The organism is Bradyrhizobium sp. IC4060, from assembly GCF_020193715.1.
In the GTDB taxonomy this organism is placed as follows: Bacteria; Pseudomonadota; Alphaproteobacteria; order Rhizobiales; family Xanthobacteraceae; genus Bradyrhizobium; species Bradyrhizobium yuanmingense.
Window position 1 is genome coordinate 90334 of record NZ_JADYVJ010000006.1, and the last position, 20232, is coordinate 110565.

At 65.5% G+C, this 20232-nt stretch carries 16 protein-coding genes and 1 pseudogene; 13 read left to right on the top strand and 4 right to left on the bottom strand.

The features are described 5' to 3' along the window. Position 1: 1 nt before the first annotated feature. Both moaC and I6F16_RS20975 read left to right on the top strand, forming a co-directional pair. Complete coding sequence (moaC, locus tag I6F16_RS20970; RefSeq protein WP_036025198.1) at positions 2-535, top strand: cyclic pyranopterin monophosphate synthase MoaC; 534 nt, start codon at positions 2-4, stop codon at positions 533-535. Positions 536-712: 177 nt separating this feature from the next. Continuing rightward, complete coding sequence (locus I6F16_RS20975; RefSeq protein ID WP_225112519.1) at positions 713-3445, top strand: EAL domain-containing protein; 2733 nt, start codon at positions 713-715, stop codon at positions 3443-3445. An 81-nt stretch (positions 3446-3526) separates the two neighbouring features. Here the strand turns inward: I6F16_RS20975 and I6F16_RS20980 are convergent, their stop codons facing one another. Next, a complete protein-coding gene (locus tag I6F16_RS20980) occupies positions 3527-4861 on the bottom strand; it encodes a S41 family peptidase (protein ID WP_225112520.1) in 1335 nt (444 codons plus the stop codon). A gap of 302 nt (positions 4862-5163) precedes the next feature. Here I6F16_RS20980 and I6F16_RS20985 point away from each other — a divergent pair, with 302 nt between their 5' ends. From I6F16_RS20985 to I6F16_RS21015, 7 genes are all read left to right on the top strand, one after another. After that, positions 5164-6297 carry an alpha-hydroxy acid oxidase gene (locus I6F16_RS20985; protein WP_225112521.1) on the top strand — a complete coding sequence of 378 codons (1134 nt, stop codon included), beginning with the start codon at positions 5164-5166 and terminating at the stop codon, positions 6295-6297. A 28-nt stretch (positions 6298-6325) separates the two neighbouring features. Continuing rightward, positions 6326-6949 carry an HAD family phosphatase gene (locus I6F16_RS20990; protein WP_225112522.1) on the top strand — a complete coding sequence of 208 codons (624 nt, stop codon included), beginning with the start codon at positions 6326-6328 and terminating at the stop codon, positions 6947-6949. 158 nt (positions 6950-7107) lie between these two features. Further along, on the top strand, positions 7108-7311 hold the full coding sequence (locus tag I6F16_RS20995) for a hypothetical protein (protein ID WP_036009959.1): 204 nt from the start codon (positions 7108-7110) through the stop codon (positions 7309-7311). A gap of 219 nt (positions 7312-7530) precedes the next feature. Next, positions 7531-8739 (top strand): gephyrin-like molybdotransferase Glp, encoded by a 1209-nt coding sequence (glp, locus tag I6F16_RS21000; RefSeq protein ID WP_225112523.1) that lies wholly within the window; start codon positions 7531-7533, stop codon positions 8737-8739. 176 nt (positions 8740-8915) lie between these two features. Further along, positions 8916-9617 (top strand): transcriptional repressor LexA, encoded by a 702-nt coding sequence (gene lexA / locus I6F16_RS21005; protein WP_036009965.1) that lies wholly within the window; start codon positions 8916-8918, stop codon positions 9615-9617. A 385-nt stretch (positions 9618-10002) separates the two neighbouring features. Beyond that, positions 10003-10440, top strand: a complete 438-nt coding sequence (locus tag I6F16_RS21010; protein WP_225112524.1) for a hypothetical protein — start codon at positions 10003-10005, stop codon at positions 10438-10440. 213 nt (positions 10441-10653) lie between these two features. Further along, on the top strand, positions 10654-11595 hold the full coding sequence (locus I6F16_RS21015) for a GAF domain-containing protein (RefSeq protein ID WP_225112525.1): 942 nt from the start codon (positions 10654-10656) through the stop codon (positions 11593-11595). 6 nt (positions 11596-11601) lie between these two features. Here the strand turns inward: I6F16_RS21015 and I6F16_RS21020 are convergent. Then, positions 11602-13501 (bottom strand): annotated as a pseudogene (locus I6F16_RS21020) (ComEC/Rec2 family competence protein). On the opposite strand from I6F16_RS21020, the gene I6F16_RS21025 reads away from it, so the two are divergent. After that, a complete protein-coding gene (locus I6F16_RS21025) occupies positions 13425-13691 on the top strand; it encodes a hypothetical protein (RefSeq protein WP_225173998.1) in 267 nt (88 codons plus the stop codon). The pseudogene I6F16_RS21020 and the gene I6F16_RS21025 sit on opposite strands and share 77 nt — an antisense overlap. A 59-nt stretch (positions 13692-13750) precedes the next feature. On the opposite strand, the gene I6F16_RS21030 is transcribed toward I6F16_RS21025, so the two are convergent. Further along, a complete protein-coding gene (locus I6F16_RS21030) occupies positions 13751-14137 on the bottom strand; it encodes an SgcJ/EcaC family oxidoreductase (protein ID WP_036009976.1) in 387 nt (128 codons plus the stop codon). After that, positions 14134-15831, bottom strand: a complete 1698-nt coding sequence (locus I6F16_RS21035; RefSeq protein ID WP_225112527.1) for a glutamine--tRNA ligase/YqeY domain fusion protein — start codon at positions 15829-15831, stop codon at positions 14134-14136. Before I6F16_RS21035 ends, I6F16_RS21030 begins: the two co-directional genes overlap by 4 nt. A gap of 165 nt (positions 15832-15996) precedes the next feature. Here I6F16_RS21035 and gltX point away from each other — a divergent pair, with 165 nt between their 5' ends. The 3 genes from gltX to I6F16_RS21050 all read left to right on the top strand — a co-directional run bounded on the left by gltX (position 15997) and on the right by I6F16_RS21050 (position 20227). Further along, entirely contained in the window at positions 15997-17424 is a 1428-nt protein-coding gene (gltX, locus tag I6F16_RS21040; RefSeq protein ID WP_109143623.1) for a glutamate--tRNA ligase, read from the top strand. A gap of 144 nt (positions 17425-17568) precedes the next feature. After that, positions 17569-18870, top strand: a complete 1302-nt coding sequence (gltA, locus tag I6F16_RS21045) for a citrate synthase (protein ID WP_036009984.1) — start codon at positions 17569-17571, stop codon at positions 18868-18870. A 178-nt stretch (positions 18871-19048) separates the two neighbouring features. Continuing rightward, positions 19049-20227 (top strand): ROK family transcriptional regulator, encoded by a 1179-nt coding sequence (locus I6F16_RS21050; protein ID WP_225173995.1) that lies wholly within the window; start codon positions 19049-19051, stop codon positions 20225-20227. Positions 20228-20232 lie beyond the last annotated feature (5 nt).

Here is a 20232-nt window from a genome sequence, read left to right on the forward strand (position 1 = left end):
CATGGCGCGCAAGCCGGCGAAGACCATTTCAGCCAAGACGAAGCAGGCCAAAGCAAAGGCCGGCCCCGCCCTCACCCATATCGGCGCCTCCGGCGAGGCGCGGATGGTCGACGTCTCGGACAAGCCAGCGACGGAGCGGCTGGCGGTCGCCGAGGGCCGCGTCGTCATGACCAAGACGACGCTCGATCTGATCGTGTCCGGCAACGCCAAGAAAGGCGACGTGCTCGGCACCGCGCGCATCGCCGGCATCATGGCCGCCAAGCGCACCTCGGAGCTGATCCCGCTCTGCCATCCGCTCGCCCTGTCGAAGGTCATTGTCGATATCGAGCCTGACGCCAAGCTGCCGGGCTGCGTGGTACGGGCCACCGTGAAGGTGACGGGACCGACCGGCGTCGAGATGGAGGCGCTCACGGCGGTGTCGGTCGCCTGCCTCACCATCTACGACATGATCAAGGCCGTCGAGCGCGGCGTGCGCATCGAGGGCATCCATCTGGTCGAGAAGCTCGGCGGCAAATCCGGTCATTACCGCGCCTGAAGCGGGCTTGCGTTAGCGCCCCACTTTCGCGCCGCGCGCATGGATTGCTTTTGCGCGCGGGTATTCACGTCTCGTTAACCGCGCTTCCTAACTTTGCTTCCACACCGTCACCGTAAACCAACGGATGTTCTCGGGGTCCTGAATTGATCCTGACGTGTGCGCGGCAACGAATCCAGCATGAAGATGAAACTCGGCAGTCGTCTCTTTGACCAGGTCTTCGTGCGCAGCGGCCCGATCCGCTGGCTTGTGGTTGGCGGCACGCTGCTGATCGCGGGCATCGCCATAGGCTCGGTCCTGATGGCGCAGAACTTCCGGGAGCGGGCGCTGCGCAATTCCGGTCGCGAGCTGGAAAACACCGTGCTGCTGCTTGCTCATCATTTCGATCAGCAATTGCAGGATTTCGCCGTCATCCAGAAGGGTTTCGTCGACTACGTCCGCACCACCGGAATTACCACCGGAGAGGAGTATCGCAAGCGCCTCTCGGGCGAGGACGTGCACCGGATGCTGCGGTCGAAGATCGAGGCGCTGCCCTATATGGGCGGTCTCAACATCATCGATGCCGAAGGCAATCTGATCAATTCGTCGACCGCATGGCCGACGCCCAAGGTGAATGTCGCCGATCGCGCCTACTTCCGCACTTTCAAGTACGATCCCAATGCACCTGATGTCCTGATCGAGCCGCTGCACAGCCGCGTCTCCGGTGCGTGGACCATTCTGGTGGCCCGGAGGGTCGTCGGGCCACGCGGCGAGTTCCTCGGCGTGGTCGGACGCGGGATCGAGCCCGCCAATTTCGAGAAATTCTTCGCCTCCGTGGTGCTCGGCGAAGGCGCGACGATCTCGATGCTGCATCGCGACGGCACACTGCTCGCCCGCTATCCGCAGTCCGGCGAATTGATGGGGCGAAACTTCAAGACCGGACCGTTCGAGCATCAAAGGGTGTTCGGGCTCGATCATTTCGCCGGCCGCTTCAACAGCCCCGTCGACGGCGAGGACCGGCTGATCTCCTCCCGTGCCCTGCCCCACTTCCCGATCCTGGTGATGGCCACCACGACGCGCGCAGCGGCCTTGGCTGACTGGCGCGAGCAGATCGGCATTCTGATCTCGATCGCAGCCTCTTCCGCGCTCGCGATCGCAGGCGTGCTGATTGCCGTCGTGCGCAAGCTGCTGGAGCAGCACCGCCTTTCGCGCGAACAGCTGACGCTGGAGAAGCAGCGGCTCGACCGCGCCGTCAACAACATGACGCAGGGCCTGTTGCTGTTCGATTCCGAGCAGCGGCTCGTGGTCTGCAATCAGCGCTACATCGAGATGTACGGCTTGTCGGCCGAGATCGTGAAGCCCGGCTGCAGCTTTCGCGACATCATCGCCCATCGCAAGACAACCGGCTCGTTCACCGGCGACGTCGATGCCTACGTCGCGCGTGTCCTGAAGGACATCCATCTCCGCAACTCCATGGTGGTCGATACCGCCGACGGCCGTTCGATCCACATCCTCAACGAGCCGCTCGCGGATGGCGGCTGGGTGGCGACCCACGAGGACATCACGGAGCGCCGGCGCATCGAGGAGCGCATCACCCACCTCGCCCATTACGACGCGCTGACGGATCTGCCCAACCGCGCCATGTTCCACGAGCATCTGCGGCAGGAGCTGGCCGCGGCGCGCGACGGCGAGCAAACCGCGGTGCACTACATCGACATCGACGAGTTCAAGGGCGTCAACGACGCGCTCGGCCATCTCATCGGCGACGAGCTGTTGAAATCGATCGCGACCAACCTCCGCCGCTGTGCGGGTCCCGCAGATTTCGTGGCGCGACTCGGCGGCGACGAATTCGCCATCGTGCAGGGCGCGGTAACGTCGTTGGATCAGGTCAACGAGCTCGTCGCGCGCGTCTTCGAAACCATCCGCACGCCGGTCGACTGCATGGGCCATCATCTCACCAGCGACGCCAGCATCGGTATCGCGCTCGCGCCGGAACACGGCACGGCGCTCGACCAGATCCTGAAGAATGCGGACATGGCAATGTACGCGGCCAAGTCCGCCGGACGCCACACTTACCGCTTCTTCGAGCCGGACATGGACGCCAAGGTCCGCGAACGCCGGCAGCTCGAGGGCGACCTGCGCCACGCCATTGCGCAAGGCGGCCGCGAAGGCGGGCTGGAGGTCTATTACCAGCCCTGCCTCGGCCTGAAGGACGACCGCATCACCGGCTGCGAGGCTTTGGTGCGCTGGCGCCATCCCGAGCGCGGCTGGGTCTCGCCGGCGGATTTCATCCCGATCGCCGAAGACACCGGCCTGATCAACGAGATCGGCGAATGGGTGCTGGCGACCGCGTGCCGGGACGCGGCAAGTTGGCCCGACGACATCCGTCTCGCCGTCAACGTCTCGCCGGTGCAGTTCAAGAGCGGCACGCTGGCGCTGAAGATCATGGCGGCGCTCGCAGCGTCGAATCTGCCGGCGAGCCGGCTCGAGCTCGAAATCACGGAGGCGGTCCTGATCCGCGACGACGATGCCGCGCTTGCCATCCTGCACCAGCTCCGCGCCATCGGCGTGCGCATCGCGCTCGACGATTTCGGCACCGGCTACTCGTCGCTGAGCTATCTGCACCGCTTCCCGTTCGACAAGATCAAGATCGACCGCTGCTTCGTCGAGGACATCGCCCGTCCCGACGGCTCCGCCAGCATCGTTCAGGCCGTCGTCAACCTGGCGGCCGCCCGCCGCATGACCACGACGGCCGAGGGTGTCGAGACCGAGGAGCAGCAGCGCCTGTTGCGTACGCTCGGCTGCTCCGAGATGCAGGGCTATTTGTTCAGCGCCGCCAAGCCCGCCGACAAGATGCTGGAGCTGTTCGCGCTGCACCGCAGCCGGCGCGCCCGGCGCGAAGGCAGCGAGAGCCGCCGCCGCGAGGTCGGTTAGGTCGAAACGGCGCTGGAAACGAAATCGCCCGGAAGCGGTCCTCCGCTCCCGGGCGAAACATGATCCGGAACGTCGTAAGATCTAGTTCGGCACTGCAGCCTTCGTCGCGCGCTTGGCAGCGACGGCATTTGCCGTAACGCCGTGGAGGAAGTCGTAGGCTGCGTGCAGAGCCTTGTCGTCCTTCTCTTCCGGCGGAACGTAGGACTGCGATCCGGTCTGCTCGGTGCCGTCGGCCGACAGATGCCCGCGCATCTGGGATTCCGCCATGGTGTCCATCCGCCCCTTCAGCTCGGGCGGCACGTCCTGGAGGATCTCGATGTCGGGCGCGATGCCTTGGGCCTGGATCGAGCGGCCCGACGGCGTGTAGTAGCGCGCCGTGGTCAGCGCCAGCGCGCCATTGCCGGAGCCGAGCGGAATGATGGTCTGCACCGAGCCCTTACCAAACGATCGCGTGCCGATCAACGTCGCGCGCTTGTGGTCGTGCAGCGCACCGGCAACGATCTCCGAGGCCGAGGCCGAGCCGCCGTTGATCAGCACCACGATCGGCTTGCCTTTGGTGAGGTCGCCGCCATGGGCGGTGAAGCGCTGGGTTTCTTCCGGACTGCGGCCGCGGGTCGAAACGACCTCGCCGCGCTGCAAGAAGGCGCTCGACACCGACACGGCCTGGTCGAGCAGGCCGCCCGGATTGTTGCGCAGATCAACCACGTAGCCGGCGAGCTTCTCCGGCGGGACCTGCTTGGAGACCGAGGCGATCGCCTTCTTCAGGCCGTCGGCGGTCTGCTCGTTGAACGAGGTGATGCGGATATAGCCGATGTCGCCGTTCTCGACGCGGAAGCGCACCGGACGCACATGAATGATCTCGCGCGTGATCGCAACCTCGAGCGGCGCATCCGCGCCCTTGCGGATGATGGTCAGCTTGGTCTTGGTGTCGACCGGTCCCTTCATCTTGTTGACCGCCTGCTCGAGCGTCATGCCCTGCACGGCCTCGCCGTCGATCTTGCCGATGAGGTCGCCGGACATGATGCCGGCCTTCGAAGCCGGCGTATCGTCGATCGGCGAGACGACCTTGACGAGGCCATCCTCCATCGTGACCTCGATGCCAAGCCCGCCGAACTCGCCGGAGGTGGTCTCCTGCATCTCGGTCCAGGCCTTGGCGTTCATGTAGCGCGAATGCGGGTCGAGCGAGGTCACCATGCCGGTGATCGCCCCCTCGATCAGCTTGGCATTGTCCGGCTTCTCGACATAGCTGGCCTTGACCCGCTCGAACACCGCGCCGAACAGATTGAGCTGGGAATAAGCATCATTCGCGCTCACTGCCGCCCGCGCTGCCCATACGCCGCCCTGCGGGCTCGCTACCAGAAGGGTCAGGCACGCTCCCGTGAGCGCGCCCAGGGGGAACAGCAGGGTTTTCCGCATGAAGGTGCCTTTTGCTTGGCGTTTCTCTTGAGGCTGGGAGACGCCATGCAAATGGCGATCCAGTCCATCTCTCACAATACCATTCTGGTTTCTTCAAGGCCGGGATGCCGCGCTGGCGGATACACCGAAGAAATCCCTTCGCCTTGGCCTAAACTTTTGGCAACGTTCCGAAACTGTTTCGAAGCAACACGACACCGGTCCGGGCCGCCCGCGCCTCGCAGCTATGCGATTTTAGGATAGTTTTGGAGGGCCGGACGCGATAGGCGATGGCGACAAGACTTCAAATTCTCGGGAGGACAACAATGAATGAAGCGCCCCGCATCCGGCCGGAACGGAACGTCGAACTCGGCGCCAGCGACGAGCCGTTCCAGAACCTGCACGAGTTCATCCGGAAGGCGCGCGCCAACCTCAACCAGAATGCCTGGGACTACATCGTCGGCGCCGCCGAGACCGAGACCACGATGCGGCGCAACCGCATGGCCCTCGACGAGATCGCCTTCCGCCCACGCGTGCTGCGCGACGTGCGCAGGGTCGACGGCAGCGTCGAGCAGTTCGGCCGCAAGCTGCGTCTGCCGGTGGTGCTGGCTCCCGTCGGCGCACTCGAGATCTTCGACCCGGATGGCGCGGCGAGCGTCGCGCGCGCTGCGGGCAGGTTCGGCGCGGCGCACATGCTGAGCTCGGTGTCCGAGCCCGGCCTCGAGACGACCGCCGAGGCTGCCCCCGATGCACTGCGTCTCTATCAACTCTATGTCCGCGGCGACGATGCCTTCGTCGCCGACGTGGTCGACCGGGCCGAGAAGAACGCCTATGCCGCCTTCTGCCTGACCGTCGACACCGCCCATTACAGCCGTCGTGAACGTGACATCGCCAAGCGCTACGTTCGCGAGAGCCGCCTGCGCGCCACCGGCGGCGATTTCCAGAAGGGCCTGGAGTGGCGGACCGTGAAGATGATCAAGGACACGTTCAAAATTCCGCTGATCCTCAAGGGTATCGCCACGGCCGAGGATGCGCAGATCGCGCTCGATCACGGCGTCGAGTGGATCTACGTCTCCAACCATGGCGGGCGCCAGCTCGACCACGGCCGCGGCGCCATGCACGTGCTGCCGGAGATCGTCGACGCCGTGAAGGGCCGCGCCAGGATCATGGTCGACGGCGGCTTTTGCCGCGGCACCGACATCGTCAAGGCGATCGCGGCGGGCGCCGACCTCGTCGGCATCGGCCGGCTGCAATGCTGGGCGCTGGCGGCAGCCGGCGAAGCCGGCGTCGCGCGGATGCTGGAGTTGCTCGAAGACGAGGTGCTGCGCTGCCTCGGCCTCCTGGGCGCCACCTCATTCGCCGAGCTCGACAAATCCTGCCTGCATCCGGCGGCCGCCACCAACGCGCCCAGCGTGTTCAGCGCGTTCCCGCTGTTCGACCACGAGCCCTATCGTTACTGACGCGCCATACCGAAGTGAAAAGGACGCAATGACATCGCTCTCTCCCGGCAGCGCGGATGCGCTGCTGTTCGACCTCGGGCGCGTTGTGCTCGACATCGACTTCTCCAAGGCGATCGCCTGCTGGGCGGGACATGCCGGCTGCCAGCCCGAGGCCATCATCGCGCGCTATGTGCGCGACGAGGCCTACCGGTTGCACGAGATGGGCAAGATCAGCGATGGGGACTATTTCGCCTCGCTGCGGTCCTCGCTCGGGATCGGCATCTCGGATGCGCAATTCCTGGAAGGCTGGAACGCGATTTTCGCCGGCGAGATGCCTGATATCGCCGAGCTGTTGCCGCGGGCGGCGAAGCAGATGCCGCTCTATGCCTTCTCCAACACCAATCGGCCGCACGTCGACTATTTCTCGAAGGAATATGCCGGTCTGCTCGGCCATTTCCGCGAGCTGTATCTGTCCTCCAGCATCGGCCTGCGCAAACCGGATGCCGAGGCCTTCGACCATGTCGTGGCGGCGATCGGCGTGCCGGCCGAGCGCATCGTGTTCTTCGACGACCTCGCCGAGAACATCGAGGGAGCGCGGGCGCGCGGGTTGACCGCCGTGCATGTCACCTCGCCGCGTGATGTCGGGAACGCATTGAAAGCACTGGGGATCTGAGCCGCGGGAAAGCCCGGAGCGCGCTCACTTGCCGGAACAAAAACTGCTGAAAATGTGGAACCTGATCACTTTGTGCATTTTTATACAGAGTTCCGGGAACGGAATACCACCCTTCGGACTCATGAGTCCGTTGGGACTTCTACATTGGACTGATCGACGTGCTGGGCAAGACCTATCTCACCAAGCAAGCCTCTCTCCTGCTCGAATTCGCCAGAACCACCTCGGATTCTGACCTCTCCGCCAAGCTGATCAGCAAGGCCGCCGACCTAAAATCCCAGGCGGACCCGCTGCCGGACAAGGATCAGGGTCCCAAGCCGCCCGACGTCGCGGACATCAGTCCGGGCGATCCGACGGGGCGTTGAACGATGTTGGCCGTGGCGCTCGTCATTCTCGTCCTTGCCATGGCAATCCTCGTTCCGGTCTGTCTCGCCTTCCGCATCATGCCGCGGCGGAGTTGAGCCGACCTCTTCCACCCCGCGATCACGCAGGATAAATCATCCCGCGTGCTGCTTTGCCTCACGCCTGCACTCGGCTAGAACTCTCGCCGCCCATTGACTGATGTGCTCAGCAGGAGTTCGCCCGTGGCCCTGATGCCGGTTTCTGACGCGCTTGCCGCGGTGCTGGCCGGCGTCGAGCCGCTGGCTGAACAGATGGTTTGCCTCGACGAGGCCTACCATCGTGTGCTCGCCCGCGATGTCGCGGCGCGGCGCACGCAGCCGCCGGAGGCGATGTCGGCGATGGACGGCTATGCCGTACGCACGGCCGACGCGGCAAACGATTCGAGGTTGACCGTCGTCGGCGAGGTCGCGGCGGGCCGGCCGTTCGCGGGAAGCGTCGGCCCCGGCGAAGCCGTGCGGATCTTCACCGGCGGCGTCGTTCCCGACGGCGCCGATGCCGTCGTGATCCAGGAGGACACGGCTGCCGACGGCAAACATGTGACGATCAAGGAAGCCGCCATTTTCGGCCGGCACATCCGCCCTGCAGGCGTCGACTTCCGCGAAGGCGACGTGCTGCTGCGCAAGGGAATCCGCCTCACCGAGCGCGATCTCGCCCTTGCCGCCGGAATGAATCATCCGCATCTCGCCGTCATCCGCCGCCCGAGGGTTGCCGTTCTCGCCACCGGCGACGAGCTCGTGATGCCGGGCACCACGCCTGGTCGCGGCCAGATCGTCTATTCCAACGGCTATGCCCTGCATGCGCTCGCCCGCAGCGAGGGCGCCGAGACCATCGACCTCGGAATTGCCGCCGATACACTGGAGGCGACGTCCGCCGGCATCCGCCGCGCGCGCGAGAGCGGCGCCGACATCCTGATCACGACCGGCGGTGCCTCGGTCGGCGACCACGACCTGGTCCAGCAGGCGCTCAAGGGCGAAGGCATCGCGATGGCGTTCTGGAAGATCGCGATCCGGCCGGGCAAGCCGATGATGCACGGTCGGATAGGCGCGATGCGCGTGATTGGCCTGCCCGGCAATCCCGTGTCGTCCTACGTGTGCGCCTTCCTGTTCATGGTCCCCTTGATTCGCGCCCTGTCGGGCCGTTTAGCGATTCATCATCGGCGCGAGCGCGCCGTGCTGGGCCGCGATCTCGCCGCCAACGACCAGCGCGAGGACTATCTGCGTGCGCGGCTGGAGGAGCGCGACGACGGCACGCGCGTCGCCCTTCCGGTCAGCCATCAGGACTCCTCCCTTCTTGCGAATCTCGCTGCGGCACAGGTACTTCTGGTGCGCGCACCGTTCGCGCCGAAGGCCGAGGCCGGCACGCCTTGCGAGGTGCTCCGGCTGCCCGTCTGAGCCGCCCAGCCACACGCATTCCGCGAGCTTGGCCGCGTTCACCATAAATTAAGCAGTTGCGGAACACATATCGAACATATAGTGTCCGTTCATGATTTGTTTCGAGGATGTAGCGGCTTAGTGCCGGCTTCATCGTGTCGGAATCGAACGACATCAACCGGGGGACTTTGGTCGAGATGTTGACGCGCAAACAATACGAGCTTCTGCGGTTCATCAGCGAACGTCTGAAGGAAAGCGGCGTGCCGCCGTCCTTCGACGAGATGAAGGATGCGCTCGACCTGCGCTCGAAGTCAGGCATCCATCGCCTGATCACTGCGCTCGAGGAGCGCGGCTTCATTCGCCGCCTGCCCAACCGTGCCCGTGCCATCGAGGTGATCAAGCTGCCCGAGCTCCAGGCCGCCGCCGGCAATCGCCGTGGCTTCACCCCGAGCGTGATCGAGGGCAATCTCGGCAAGGTGCGCGCGAGCTCCAGCCCGCCCGCGGACGAGGGCGAGCGCCCCGTCGCGGTGCCCGTGATGGGCCGCATCGCCGCCGGCACGCCGATCGAGGCGCTGCAGACCCGCAGCCATACCATCAGCGTGCCGCCGGACATGCTCGGCTCGGGCGAGCACTACGCGCTCGAAGTGCGCGGCGATTCGATGGTCGAGGCCGGCATCCTCGACGGCGACATGGCGCTGATCCAGCGCAACGAGACCGCAAATACCGGCGACATCGTGGTGGCATTGATCGACGACGAGGAGGCCACGCTCAAGCGCTTCCGCCGCCGCGGCGCCTCGATCGCGCTCGAGCCCGCCAATGCCGCCTACGAGGTCCGCATTCTTCCGCCGAACCGCGTGAAGATCCAGGGCAAGCTGATCGGGCTTTACCGGAAGTACTGATACCGAAAGCATCCAGCGCCGCGCGCGCTTCGATCGGTATCGTCGATCCAGGATTGGAGCGGAGGTTTGTCCGCTCCGGCCGGACGGTTTCTCAGGTTCTGCGCTGACAGTCCGGTCTCTCTTCGCGCGCGACATCGCCCGTGCAGGTACGCAGCCGTTTCTGCTTCGCCCGTAGAGTTGTGCCGGCAGCGGTGATAGCGCTGGGCCGAATGCAAGGACGCGAGGTTTGTTCCTATCGAATCCGGGAAAGATAATGTGATCGCGTGCTGCAGACGCGAGCCGCAGATTTGCCCATAACCGAGCAGAGCGTTGTATGCTTCCACTCTGATAGAGGCCTGCGCCTCGAAAGAGACGCGGGTCGCTATCCCAGCATGAGGAGCACCCGATGTGTGACTACAGCCTGCATGCCGTCGCGACGCGCCCCGCCGAAGTCGGCGAGACGATCGTCACGACAACCTTCCGCGGCACCTCGACGCGCGGCTTCGCTTCCGAAGCCGATCCTTCCGTCGCGGTCTGTCTGCTCCCGGGAACGGAGCTCGCTTTCGCCGACAACGTCCGCTACGACAACCGCTGGATCTGGACGCGCACCGTGAACTCTCGCGTCGGCAAGTTCGGCAAGATCGACCCGCACATTCCCGATCGCCATCATGACGCGATCGAATTCCCCGACGGCAAATACGTGCTGGTGACGCAGCTCGTCGAAGGCCAGCGTGCGACCGTGCTGCAATTGCCGGTGACGCAGCCGGTGCCCGAGCGCGAGCACAAGCCGCAGATCGTCGCCGAGACGCGGCCGCCCACGATCACGCGCTTGCCGATCGGCTGACGCCCTGCGCCCGACGGGGCGAGGCCCGGATTGAAATTACCGTCGCCGGCCGAGGCCGGCGAGCCCGGTGAGTTTGTGTTTCAGGACATTCGATCGGCGAGCCTCCGCGCCTCGTCGCCGCACGAAGTTTGAGCCGTCCTGCCTGAATTTTGAACGTCCGCTCCGCAGCCAGATGACCGATGCTGCAATGGCTTGAGGCGGCGGACAGGCTCCATGAAGACCTTCATTCGCGTCGTTGAACTCTGGGTACCCGACCGGGCGCGCATGCGGCTGGAATTCGGCGGCGGCCTCTACGACGAAGGGCTGTCCGCGTTCAAGGCCGTCAGCGAAGAGCTGCACTTCGGATATGACGAGGGACTTCCAGGCAAGGCCTGGGCCTGTGCCCACCCCGTCATCCTCACGAAATTCGCCAACTCCTATTTCAAGCGGACCGATCAGGCCGTTGCGGCCGGCCTCACCTGTGGCGTGGCGGTGCCGGTGTTCGCGGGCGAATTCCTGCAAGCCGTGCTGGTGCTGTTCTGCGGCGACGACGAGGCGCATGTCGGCGCGATCGAGCTCTGGCACAACGATCCTGATCTCTCGCATGAGATGGGGCTCGTCGATGGCTATTACGGCACGGCGGACATGTTCGAATTCAACTCCCGCCACACCAGATTTCCGCGCGGATTCGGCCTGCCCGGACGTACATGGAAGGCGGGCCTGCCGCTGATCATCAAGGACCTGCACGACGCCAAGAGCTTCCTGCGCTGGGAGGACGCCGCCAAGGTCGGGATCAATCTCGGCGTAGGCGTGCCCTACCGAACCGGCACCGACCAGACCTGGGTCATGACATTCCTCTCCGCGCAGGCAACGCCGATTGCGCGACGCTTCGAGATCTGGGTCCCGAACGAGGACCGTTCGGCGCTGGTCTTTCGCGCCGGCGATTGCAGCGCGCAGACCGACCTCGCCGCACGCTATGCGGCGCAGTCCATCGCCAGGGGCGAAGGCAGCATTGGCGGCGCCTGGGCCGCCGGCATGCCCGCGCTCAACGACGATCTCACCCGTGACGGCTCGATCGCCGGCTCCGAAGCCTGCGCAGCCGGGCTGAGCCGAATGGTGGCCCTGCCGGTCATCGGCAACGGAGGGCTTGACGCCGTGCTGGCCTGGTATTTGTGATCCGCGTCAATCGTCGGCCTGCAAGTCGGCCTCCGATGGCGTTGCGTCCCGGTTGCGGGGCACGGCCGCCTTCGGCACGAGGCTGCCGTCGAAATCTCCCTCGCCGGCGCCGGCCGGCAGCCAGGGACGGCTTGCTCCCCTCGTCCTCACCGCCTGCACTGAAAAGCCCTCGCCGCGTCTCGTCAGAGCCAGTGCGCCCTGACTGGCAAGACGCGCCCGATCGACCACCATCGCCGCGCAATCGGGTGGCGCAGGCCGCGCCGTCACCACCAGCGCGGCGCGGCTGCAATCATCGGCCAGCGCGTCGATACGCGTCGCCAACGCGATCAGTCGTCCGTCCGCGAGCGGCGCCACGCAGCCGGTCTCGTCACACGACACCCCACTCGCCAACGAGGCGTTGCCGGCGTCGCGCGGATCGGCATCGGCAGCCAACCACTCCTTCAGCAGGAAGCTGTCCTTGCTGGCGCGGATCACCTGCAAGCGCCCATCCCCGCCCCGGACCGCGACGCTCGCGCCATCCCCGGCAATCAGGATATCGGGCTGCCGCACCGACAGTCCCCAGAGGATCGCTGCCAGCAGCACCAGGGCGCCGGACCAGCGCAAGGGCGTGCGCAACAGGCCCATCACGATGAGCCCGAGGCTCGCTGCGATCAGCGGCGCGATCCCGAAGGCGGGAATGCGGCCGACGGCGCCCGGCAGGGCCGCCACCCAGCGCGCGACCAGGACCATCCACTCGATGCCGATCCCCATCAACCACCAGAACACGCCGTCGAGCCCGAAGGGCGCCGCGAGCAGCCCCAACAGCCCGGCCGGCATCACCAGCGCCGAGACCACCGGCATGGCGCCGAGATTGGCGAGCACGCCGTATGGGGTCACGCGATGGAAGTGGAAGGCGGCGTATGGCGTGGTCGCGAGCCCCGCGATCAGCGAGGCCAGGAACAGCATCGCGATCTCCCGGCCGCCCCACAACGCGATCCGCGCCGTCGCGGAATGATCGGGCGATGCGAGCAGGTTCGGCATGCCGATCTGCACCAGCGCCACCAGCCCGAGCGTTGCCGCAAACGACATCTGGAAGCTTGGATGCACCAACGCCTCCGGCGCGACCGCAAGCACGATCAGCGCGGCAACCGCCAGCGTGCGGAAGGTGATGGCGCGGCGGTCGACCATCACTGCGATCAGCACCACCGCCGTCATGAAGAACGATCTTTGCGTCGCAACCTCCGCGCCCGACAGCAACAGGTAGAACGCGGCCGCGACCAGCGCCGCGGCGGCCGACCATTTCTTGATGGCAGAGCCGGCCGCCAGCCCCGGGATCAAGGCCAGCAGCGCGCGCACCGCGAAGAAGACGACGCCGGCGACGACCGCCATGTGATAGCCGGAGATCGACAGCACATGGCCGAGTCCCGAGACGAACATGGCATCGTTCACGGGCGCGGTGATCGCATCGCGCCGCCCCGTGAGCAGCGCCGTCGCAATCGCGCGGTTGTCGCCTTCGAGCGTTGCGCGGATGCGCGCGTCGATCGCGTCGCGCAGGCCCCGCCTCCATCGCGCTGACGCGCAGCACGAAGCGATCGGTGCGCTCGCGGATGTCGCGCGCTTCCACGAAGCCCGACAGCGACACCGAATAGAGCGGTTTTGCCAAAACGGTGTGCGCGATACGCGCGGTCTTCCAGGTCGCCACGGCAAAACCAGCCGCGACCGCCGCGAGCATGATGGCGGGCGCAAACAGCCGGCTTCGCCGGAGCAGCACCGCGCCGAGCATCAGCGCGATGGCTGTGGCGGCAACCACCCACAGCACCGGCTCATGATCGGCGGCGAAATAAAGCGCAATGCCGCCGCCGAAGGCGACCGGCACCCACGGCAACAGCCGGCCAGGCCCGGCCTCGCCCCGAGCCCATTGGCGCAGCGTCTCGATGATCGCCGGCCAGATGCCGAGGCCCGCTGGCGCCAAGCCGCCGGCCGGGGCGGCGCGGCCGACCGGCCACGTCCCGGCAACTCCCTGGGACCGTCCTGGCCGGCCCGGCTCCGCCATTCCCCTGCACCTTACGATACGCGACGGCTGCGGAGGCTACCGGACCGTGCGGCTGCACGAATAGCGGTACGGATCGGGAACAGGCGAAGAGCGCCCTACTTTTCTCCGGGCTGGCGCCCGTTGCTAGATCAGCGGCGCCTGCGAGGAGGCGTGGTGATTGACGATCTTCCACTCGCCGTCCTCGCGGATGATGACCCAGCTCATCTTGACGACGAGATCATCCCGCTCGCCCGCGAGATCGAACGTGATGGTCGCGGCCATGTTGATCAGATCAGGGCCGGCCTGCGCGGCGTGCACATCGGAGAACGCGGCGCTTGGCCTGCGCCAGCGCGGCAGGCCGTTGAAGTATTCGGCGACGCCGTCCCGGCCGCGATAGAGCTTCGGGTTGGAGCCGAAGAAGAATGCGTCCTTCGCATAGAGCGAGGACAGCGCGGCCGCATCGAGCGTCGCGAAGCCGGCGCACCATTTCGCGATGATGGCGGAAACGATGGCGTCGGCCTCGCTGCTCATGTCCTGCTCAGCCCTTCTCCACCCTTGGCGACTTCCTTCGCGAACGTGTCGCGCAGACCGATCGTGCGCGAGAACACCGGCTTGCCGGGCGTCGAGTCCTTGTCACGCACGAAATAGCCCTGGCGCTCGAACTGCATCGGCTCGGTCGAATTGCTCTCCGCAACGGACGCCTCGACCCGCGCATCGGCGAGGATCTCCAGCGAGTTCGGGTTGAGATCGGTCGCGAAGTTCGAGGCATCCGGGCTCGGATTGGCGAACAGCTGGTTGTAGATGCGGATCTCCGCCGGCTTGGAGGCCGCCGCCGGCAGCCAGTGCATGGTCGCCTTGACCTTGCGGCCGTCGGGCGCGTTGCCGCCCTTGGTCGCGGGATCATAGGTGCAGCGCAGCTCCACCACCTCACCCTTGTCGTTCTTGATCACGCCGGTACACTTGACGAAATAGGCATAGCGCAGCCGCACCTCGTTGCCAGGCGACAGGCGGAAGAACTTCTTCGGCGGGTTCTCCATGAAGTCGTCCTGCTCGATATAGAGCTCACGGCCGAACGTGATCTTCCGCGTGCCGGCCGAGGGATCGTCGGGATGATTGATCGCCTCGAGCTCCTCGGTCTGCCCTTCCGGATAATTCTCGATCACCACCTTGAGCGGCTTCAAGACCGCCATGCGCCGCTGCGCCGTGCGGTTCAGCTCCTCGCGGATGCAGAACTCCAGCATGCCGACATCGACCACGCTGTTGGCTTTGGCGACGCCGATGCGCTTGACGAACTCGCGAAGTGCAGCCGGCGGCACGCCGCGGCGACGCATGCCCGCCATGGTCGGCATGCGCGGATCGTCCCAGCCCGCGACATGGCCGTCGCGGACGAGCTGGGTCAGCACGCGCTTGGACAGCAGCGTGTAGGTGAGATTCAGCCGCGCGAATTCGTACTGATGCGGCTGTGAGGGCACCGGCAGCTTCTCGATGAACCAGTCGTAGAGCGGTCGGTGGTCCTCGAACTCCAGCGTGCAGATCGAATGCGTGATGCCTTCGATGGCATCCGACTGGCCGTGGGCATAGTCGTAGCTCGGATAGATGCACCAAGCGTTGCCGGTGCGCGGATGGTGGGCATGCAGGATGCGGTACAGGACGGGGTCGCGCAGGTTGATGTTGCCCGCGGCCATGTCGATCTTGGCCCGCAGCACGCGCGCGCCGTTGGGGAATTCGCCCGCCTTCATGCGGCGGAACAGGTCGAGGTTCTCCTCCACGGAGCGTTCGCGGAACGGCGAATTCTTGCCGGGCTCGGTCAACGTGCCGCGCGAGAGGCGAATCTCCTCCTGGGTCTGGTCGTCGACATAAGCGAGGCCGTCGCGGATCAGCTGCTCCGCCCATTCGTACAGGCGGTCGAAATAGTCCGAGGCGAAGAACAGGTTCTTGCCCCAGTCAAAGCCGAGCCAGCGCACGTCGGCCTGGATTGAATCGATATATTCCTGCTCTTCCTTGACCGGGTTGGTGTCGTCGAAGCGCAGGTGGCAGCGGCCCGGAAACTCCTGGGCGACGCCGAAGTTGAGTGCGATCGACTTGGCGTGGCCGATATGCAAGTAGCCGTTCGGCTCCGGCGGGAACCGGGTCACGATCTCCTTGTATTTGCCCTGATCGAGGTCGGCCTGGATGATGTCACGAATGAAATCGCGCCCAACCTCAGCTGCCACCGGTTCTGTCATTACGAAAATCCTGTAGGGAAATCAGCGGTCCTTCTGCCAAATTCGCGTGGCCGCGCCAAGAGCTTACAAGAGCTTAAGCAAGGCCTGCCGGGTCCGCCGTCGCCCTTTAGTTATGTCCCGTTCCTGCTATACACCACCGCCTCCAATGCATAGGCCCTGCCAAGAATGTCCGATTCCGTCGTCACGCGCTTCGCTCCCTCGCCGACCGGCTTCCTCCATATCGGGGGCGCCCGCACGGCGCTGTTCAACTGGCTCTATGCCAAGAAGCACGGCGGCAAGATGCTGCTGCGGATCGAGGACACCGACCGGGAACGCTCCACGGAAGCGGCGATCGGCGCCATCCTCGACGGGTTGAAGTGGCTCGAGCTCGGCTGGGACGGCGAGGTCATCTACCAGTTCGCCCGCGCCGCCCGGCACCGCGAGGTCGCCGAGCAGCTGCTCGCCGATGGCAAGGCCTACCGTTGCTACGCCACCGCCGAAGAGCTCGCCGCCATGCGCGAGAAGGCGCGCAGCGAGGGGCGCACCCGCCTCTATGACGGCATGTGGCGCGACCGCGACGCGGCCACGGCTCCGAGCGACGTCAAGCCCACCATCCGCCTGCGCGCGCCGCAGACCGGCGAGACCGTGATCGAGGACCAGGTCCAGGGTCGCGTGGTCTGGCAGAACGAGAACCTCGACGATCTCGTCCTGCTGCGCGGCGACGGCAACCCGACCTACATGCTCGCCGTGGTGGTCGACGACCACGACATGGGCGTCACCCATGTGATCCGCGGCGACGACCACCTGATCAACGCCGCGCGCCAGAAGCAGATCTACGATGCGATGGGCTGGGAGCTGCCCAGCATGTCCCATATTCCGCTGATCCACGGCCCGGACGGCTCGAAACTCTCCAAGCGGCACGGCGCGCTCGGCGTCGATGCCTACCGCGCGATGGGGTACCTGCCGGCTGCGCTGCGCAACTACCTGGTCCGGCTCGGCTGGAGCCACGGCGACCAGGAGATCTTCTCGACCGAGGAGATGATCGACGCGTTCGATCTCGGCAGCGTCGGCCGCGCCGCCGCCCGCTTCGATTTCGCCAAGCTGGAAAACCTCAACGGCCACTACATCCGCCACGCCGACGATCAATCGCTCGTGAAGATGTTCGAGGACGTGCTCGACCACGTCGTGCCGAGCCGCGACGAGATCAAGGCCAAGTTAAACGACACCACGCGCGCGCAGCTGCTCAAGGCCATGCCGGCGCTCAAGGAGCGCGCCAAGACATTGATCGAGCTGATCGACGGCGCCCATTTCATCTTCGCCGACCGGCCGCTGGCGCCGGATCCCAAGGCGCAGGCGCTGTTGACGCCCGAGAACCGCAAGCTGATCGGCCAGCTTCATTCCGCGCTGGAGAAAGTCGAGACGTGGAGCGGCGCCACCACCGAGGCCGCGCTGCGCGCCTTTGCCGAGGAAAATAGTCTCAAGCTCGGCGCGGTCGCCCAGCCGCTTCGGGCGGCGCTCACCGGACGGACGACGTCCCCTGGTATATTTGAGGTTTTGGAGGTGCTTGGACGCCAGGAAAGCCTCGGCCGGCTTAGGGATCAGTCTACGACGTAAGTCGACCATGCGTGCGGCGATCTTGCAGCGCACATAGCAATAATATACCCATCTCCCCCACATTCTGGAACATCCGGCCTGCCCCCATGGTCGCCCTGGGGGTCTCCGGCTCCGGCCCGTCTCACCACACATCGGGGACCTCTGATGGACGCAAAAGAAAGCCCAAAGACCGCGACGCTGACGGTCGGAAACAAGAATTTCGATCTTCCGATCCTCAGCGGCAGCGTCGGGCCTGACGTCATCGATATCGGCAAGCTCTACGGCCAGTCCGGCCTGTTCACCTACGATCCGGGCTTTACCTCGACCGCGAGCTGCCAGTCCAAGATCACCTATATCGACGGCGACGCGGGCGTGCTGGAATACCGCGGCTACCCGATCGAGCAGCTCGCCGAGCATGGCGACTTCCTGGAGACCTGCTACCTCCTGCTCTACGGCAACCTGCCGACCGCCGCGCAGAAGAAGGATTTCGACTACCGCGTGACCCATCACACGATGGTGCACGAGCAGATGGCCCGTTTCTTCCAGGGCTTCCGCCGCGACGCCCATCCGATGGCGATCATGGTCGCGGCCGTCGGCGCGCTGGCCGCGTTCTATCACGATAGCACCGACATCAACGATCCGAAGCAGCGCATGATCGCCTCGATGCGCATGATCGCGAAGATCCCGACGCTGGCTGCGATGGCCTACAAATACACCGTCGGCCAGCCCTTCGTTTATCCGAAGAACTCGCTCGGCTTTGCCGAGAACTTTCTGAACATGTGCTTCGCGGTGCCTTGCGAAGACTACAAGGTCAGCCCGGTGCTCGCCGACGCGCTGGAGAAGATCTTCATCCTGCACGCCGACCACGAGCAGAACGCCTCGACCTCGACGGTGCGCATCGCCGGCTCCTCGGGCGCCAACCCGTTCGCCTGCATCGCGGCCGGCATCGCCTGCCTCTGGGGCCCGGCCCATGGCGGCGCCAACGAAGCCGCGCTGAACATGCTCTATCAGATCGGCACGGTCGACAAGATCCCCGAGTTCATCGCCAAGGTGAAGGACAAGAATTCCGAAGTCCGCCTGATGGGCTTCGGCCACCGGGTCTACAAGAACTACGATCCGCGCGCCAAGATCATGCAGAAGATGTGTCATGCCGTGCTCAAGGAGACCGGCCATGGCGACGATCCGATGCTGAAGGTGGCGATGGAGCTCGAGAAGATCGCGCTCAGCGACCAGTACTTCATCGACCGCAAGCTCTACCCGAACGTGGACTTCTATTCGGGCATCACGCTGAAGGCGATGGGCTTCCCGGTCTCGATGTTCACCGTGCTGTTCGCGGTCGCCCGCACCGTCGGCTGGATCAGCCAGTGGAGCGAGATGATCGAGGATCCCCAGCAGAAGATCGGCCGCCCGCGCCAGCTTTACACCGGCGTCGCCAAGCGCGATTACGTGCCGATCGACAAGCGCTAACGTCAGGCCATCACGCCTTTCGCAGCGGCGCCATCGCAAGATGGCGCCGTTTTGTTTGCGCCCGCACTTTCCCTCGTGCTGCCACGCACAACAACAAGTCCATGCTCACGGCGGCAAGCGCCTTGACAGCCTAAATGCTCCGCGCGCATTCTTACTCTAAGTAAGAATGACGACAGGGATGGAAATGCCGGAGCAGCCGAGAAGTCGGCGGCAGACGCGCGCTGCCATTTTGACTCATCTGCTTCAGTCGGGCGGCTCGTTTCGTCCGCCGCTGGCCAAGGCCGTGCGTCTGTCGGAAGCGAGCCTGTCGCGCATCCTGCTCGACCTGAAGGCCGAGGGTCTGATCGAGGAAGTGCGGCGCCCTGCCCCTTACGTCGGCGGCCCGACCGGTCTCGTGTCGCTGGACGGCGCGGTGGCGCTGGCAGCCTTCGAGCTGACGACGCAGCGGCTCAGCGTCGGGGTCGGCGGCCTGTCGGGTGAGCTGCACTACACCGAGCGTGTGCCGCTCCCGAAGACGCCTGACGTCGAGACCGTCGGCCGGGCATTTCGCGAAGCGATGACGTTGTTGCGCGACTGGACGCGGCGCCGCCGGATCACCCTCTCGCAGATCGGCGTCTCGATTCCCGGCCTCGGCCGTCTCAGCATATCGGCCAATCCGATCATTCCCTGCGACGTCGCTCGCATCAGCGACATGTTCGGCGAGATGTTCGCCGGCGTGCCGCTCGAATTCACCAATTCGGTCGTCGCGCATGCCACCTTTCACCGCTGCCGCACGGAAAACTACCCGTTCAACGACACGCATCTGTTCGTGCTCGTCAGCCACGGCATCGCCGGCGCCTGGATGCATGATCCGGCCGAGACCGATGCTCTGCAGCCGATCGAGCTCGGCCACATGGTGTTCGGGCCTGACGGACCGCGCTGCCGCTGCGGACATCACGGCTGCGTCGAGGCCTATACGTCGATTCCCGCGCTGGCTGCGCTTCTCGGCGTTTCCGAGACCGAGCTGCTCCAGCTCGGCAACGAATGGGTCAACACGGTCCCGATCTCATCGCGCGTGCGGCAGGATTTGCGCCGTCGGCTGTTCCGGCTCGGCCTTGCGATCGGCAATACGCTGAACGTCAAGCCGTGCGGCGGCGTTGCGATCAGCGGCTGGCCGTCGCTTCTCGCTGAAGAGGATCGGCAAGCACTGGTCGATGGCATCGACGCCTGCCTGCTGGGCGGACGCAAACTGGCGCAGGTCTCCCTCGCCTTCGTGCCGCCGTCGACCGGCAACGATCCGCAGGCTGCGCTCGCCTTCGCCGCCTTTTGTCTCGCCAGCCGTGGCGGCATGCCCGCGGCATCGCCGGAGGCGGCCTGACATGC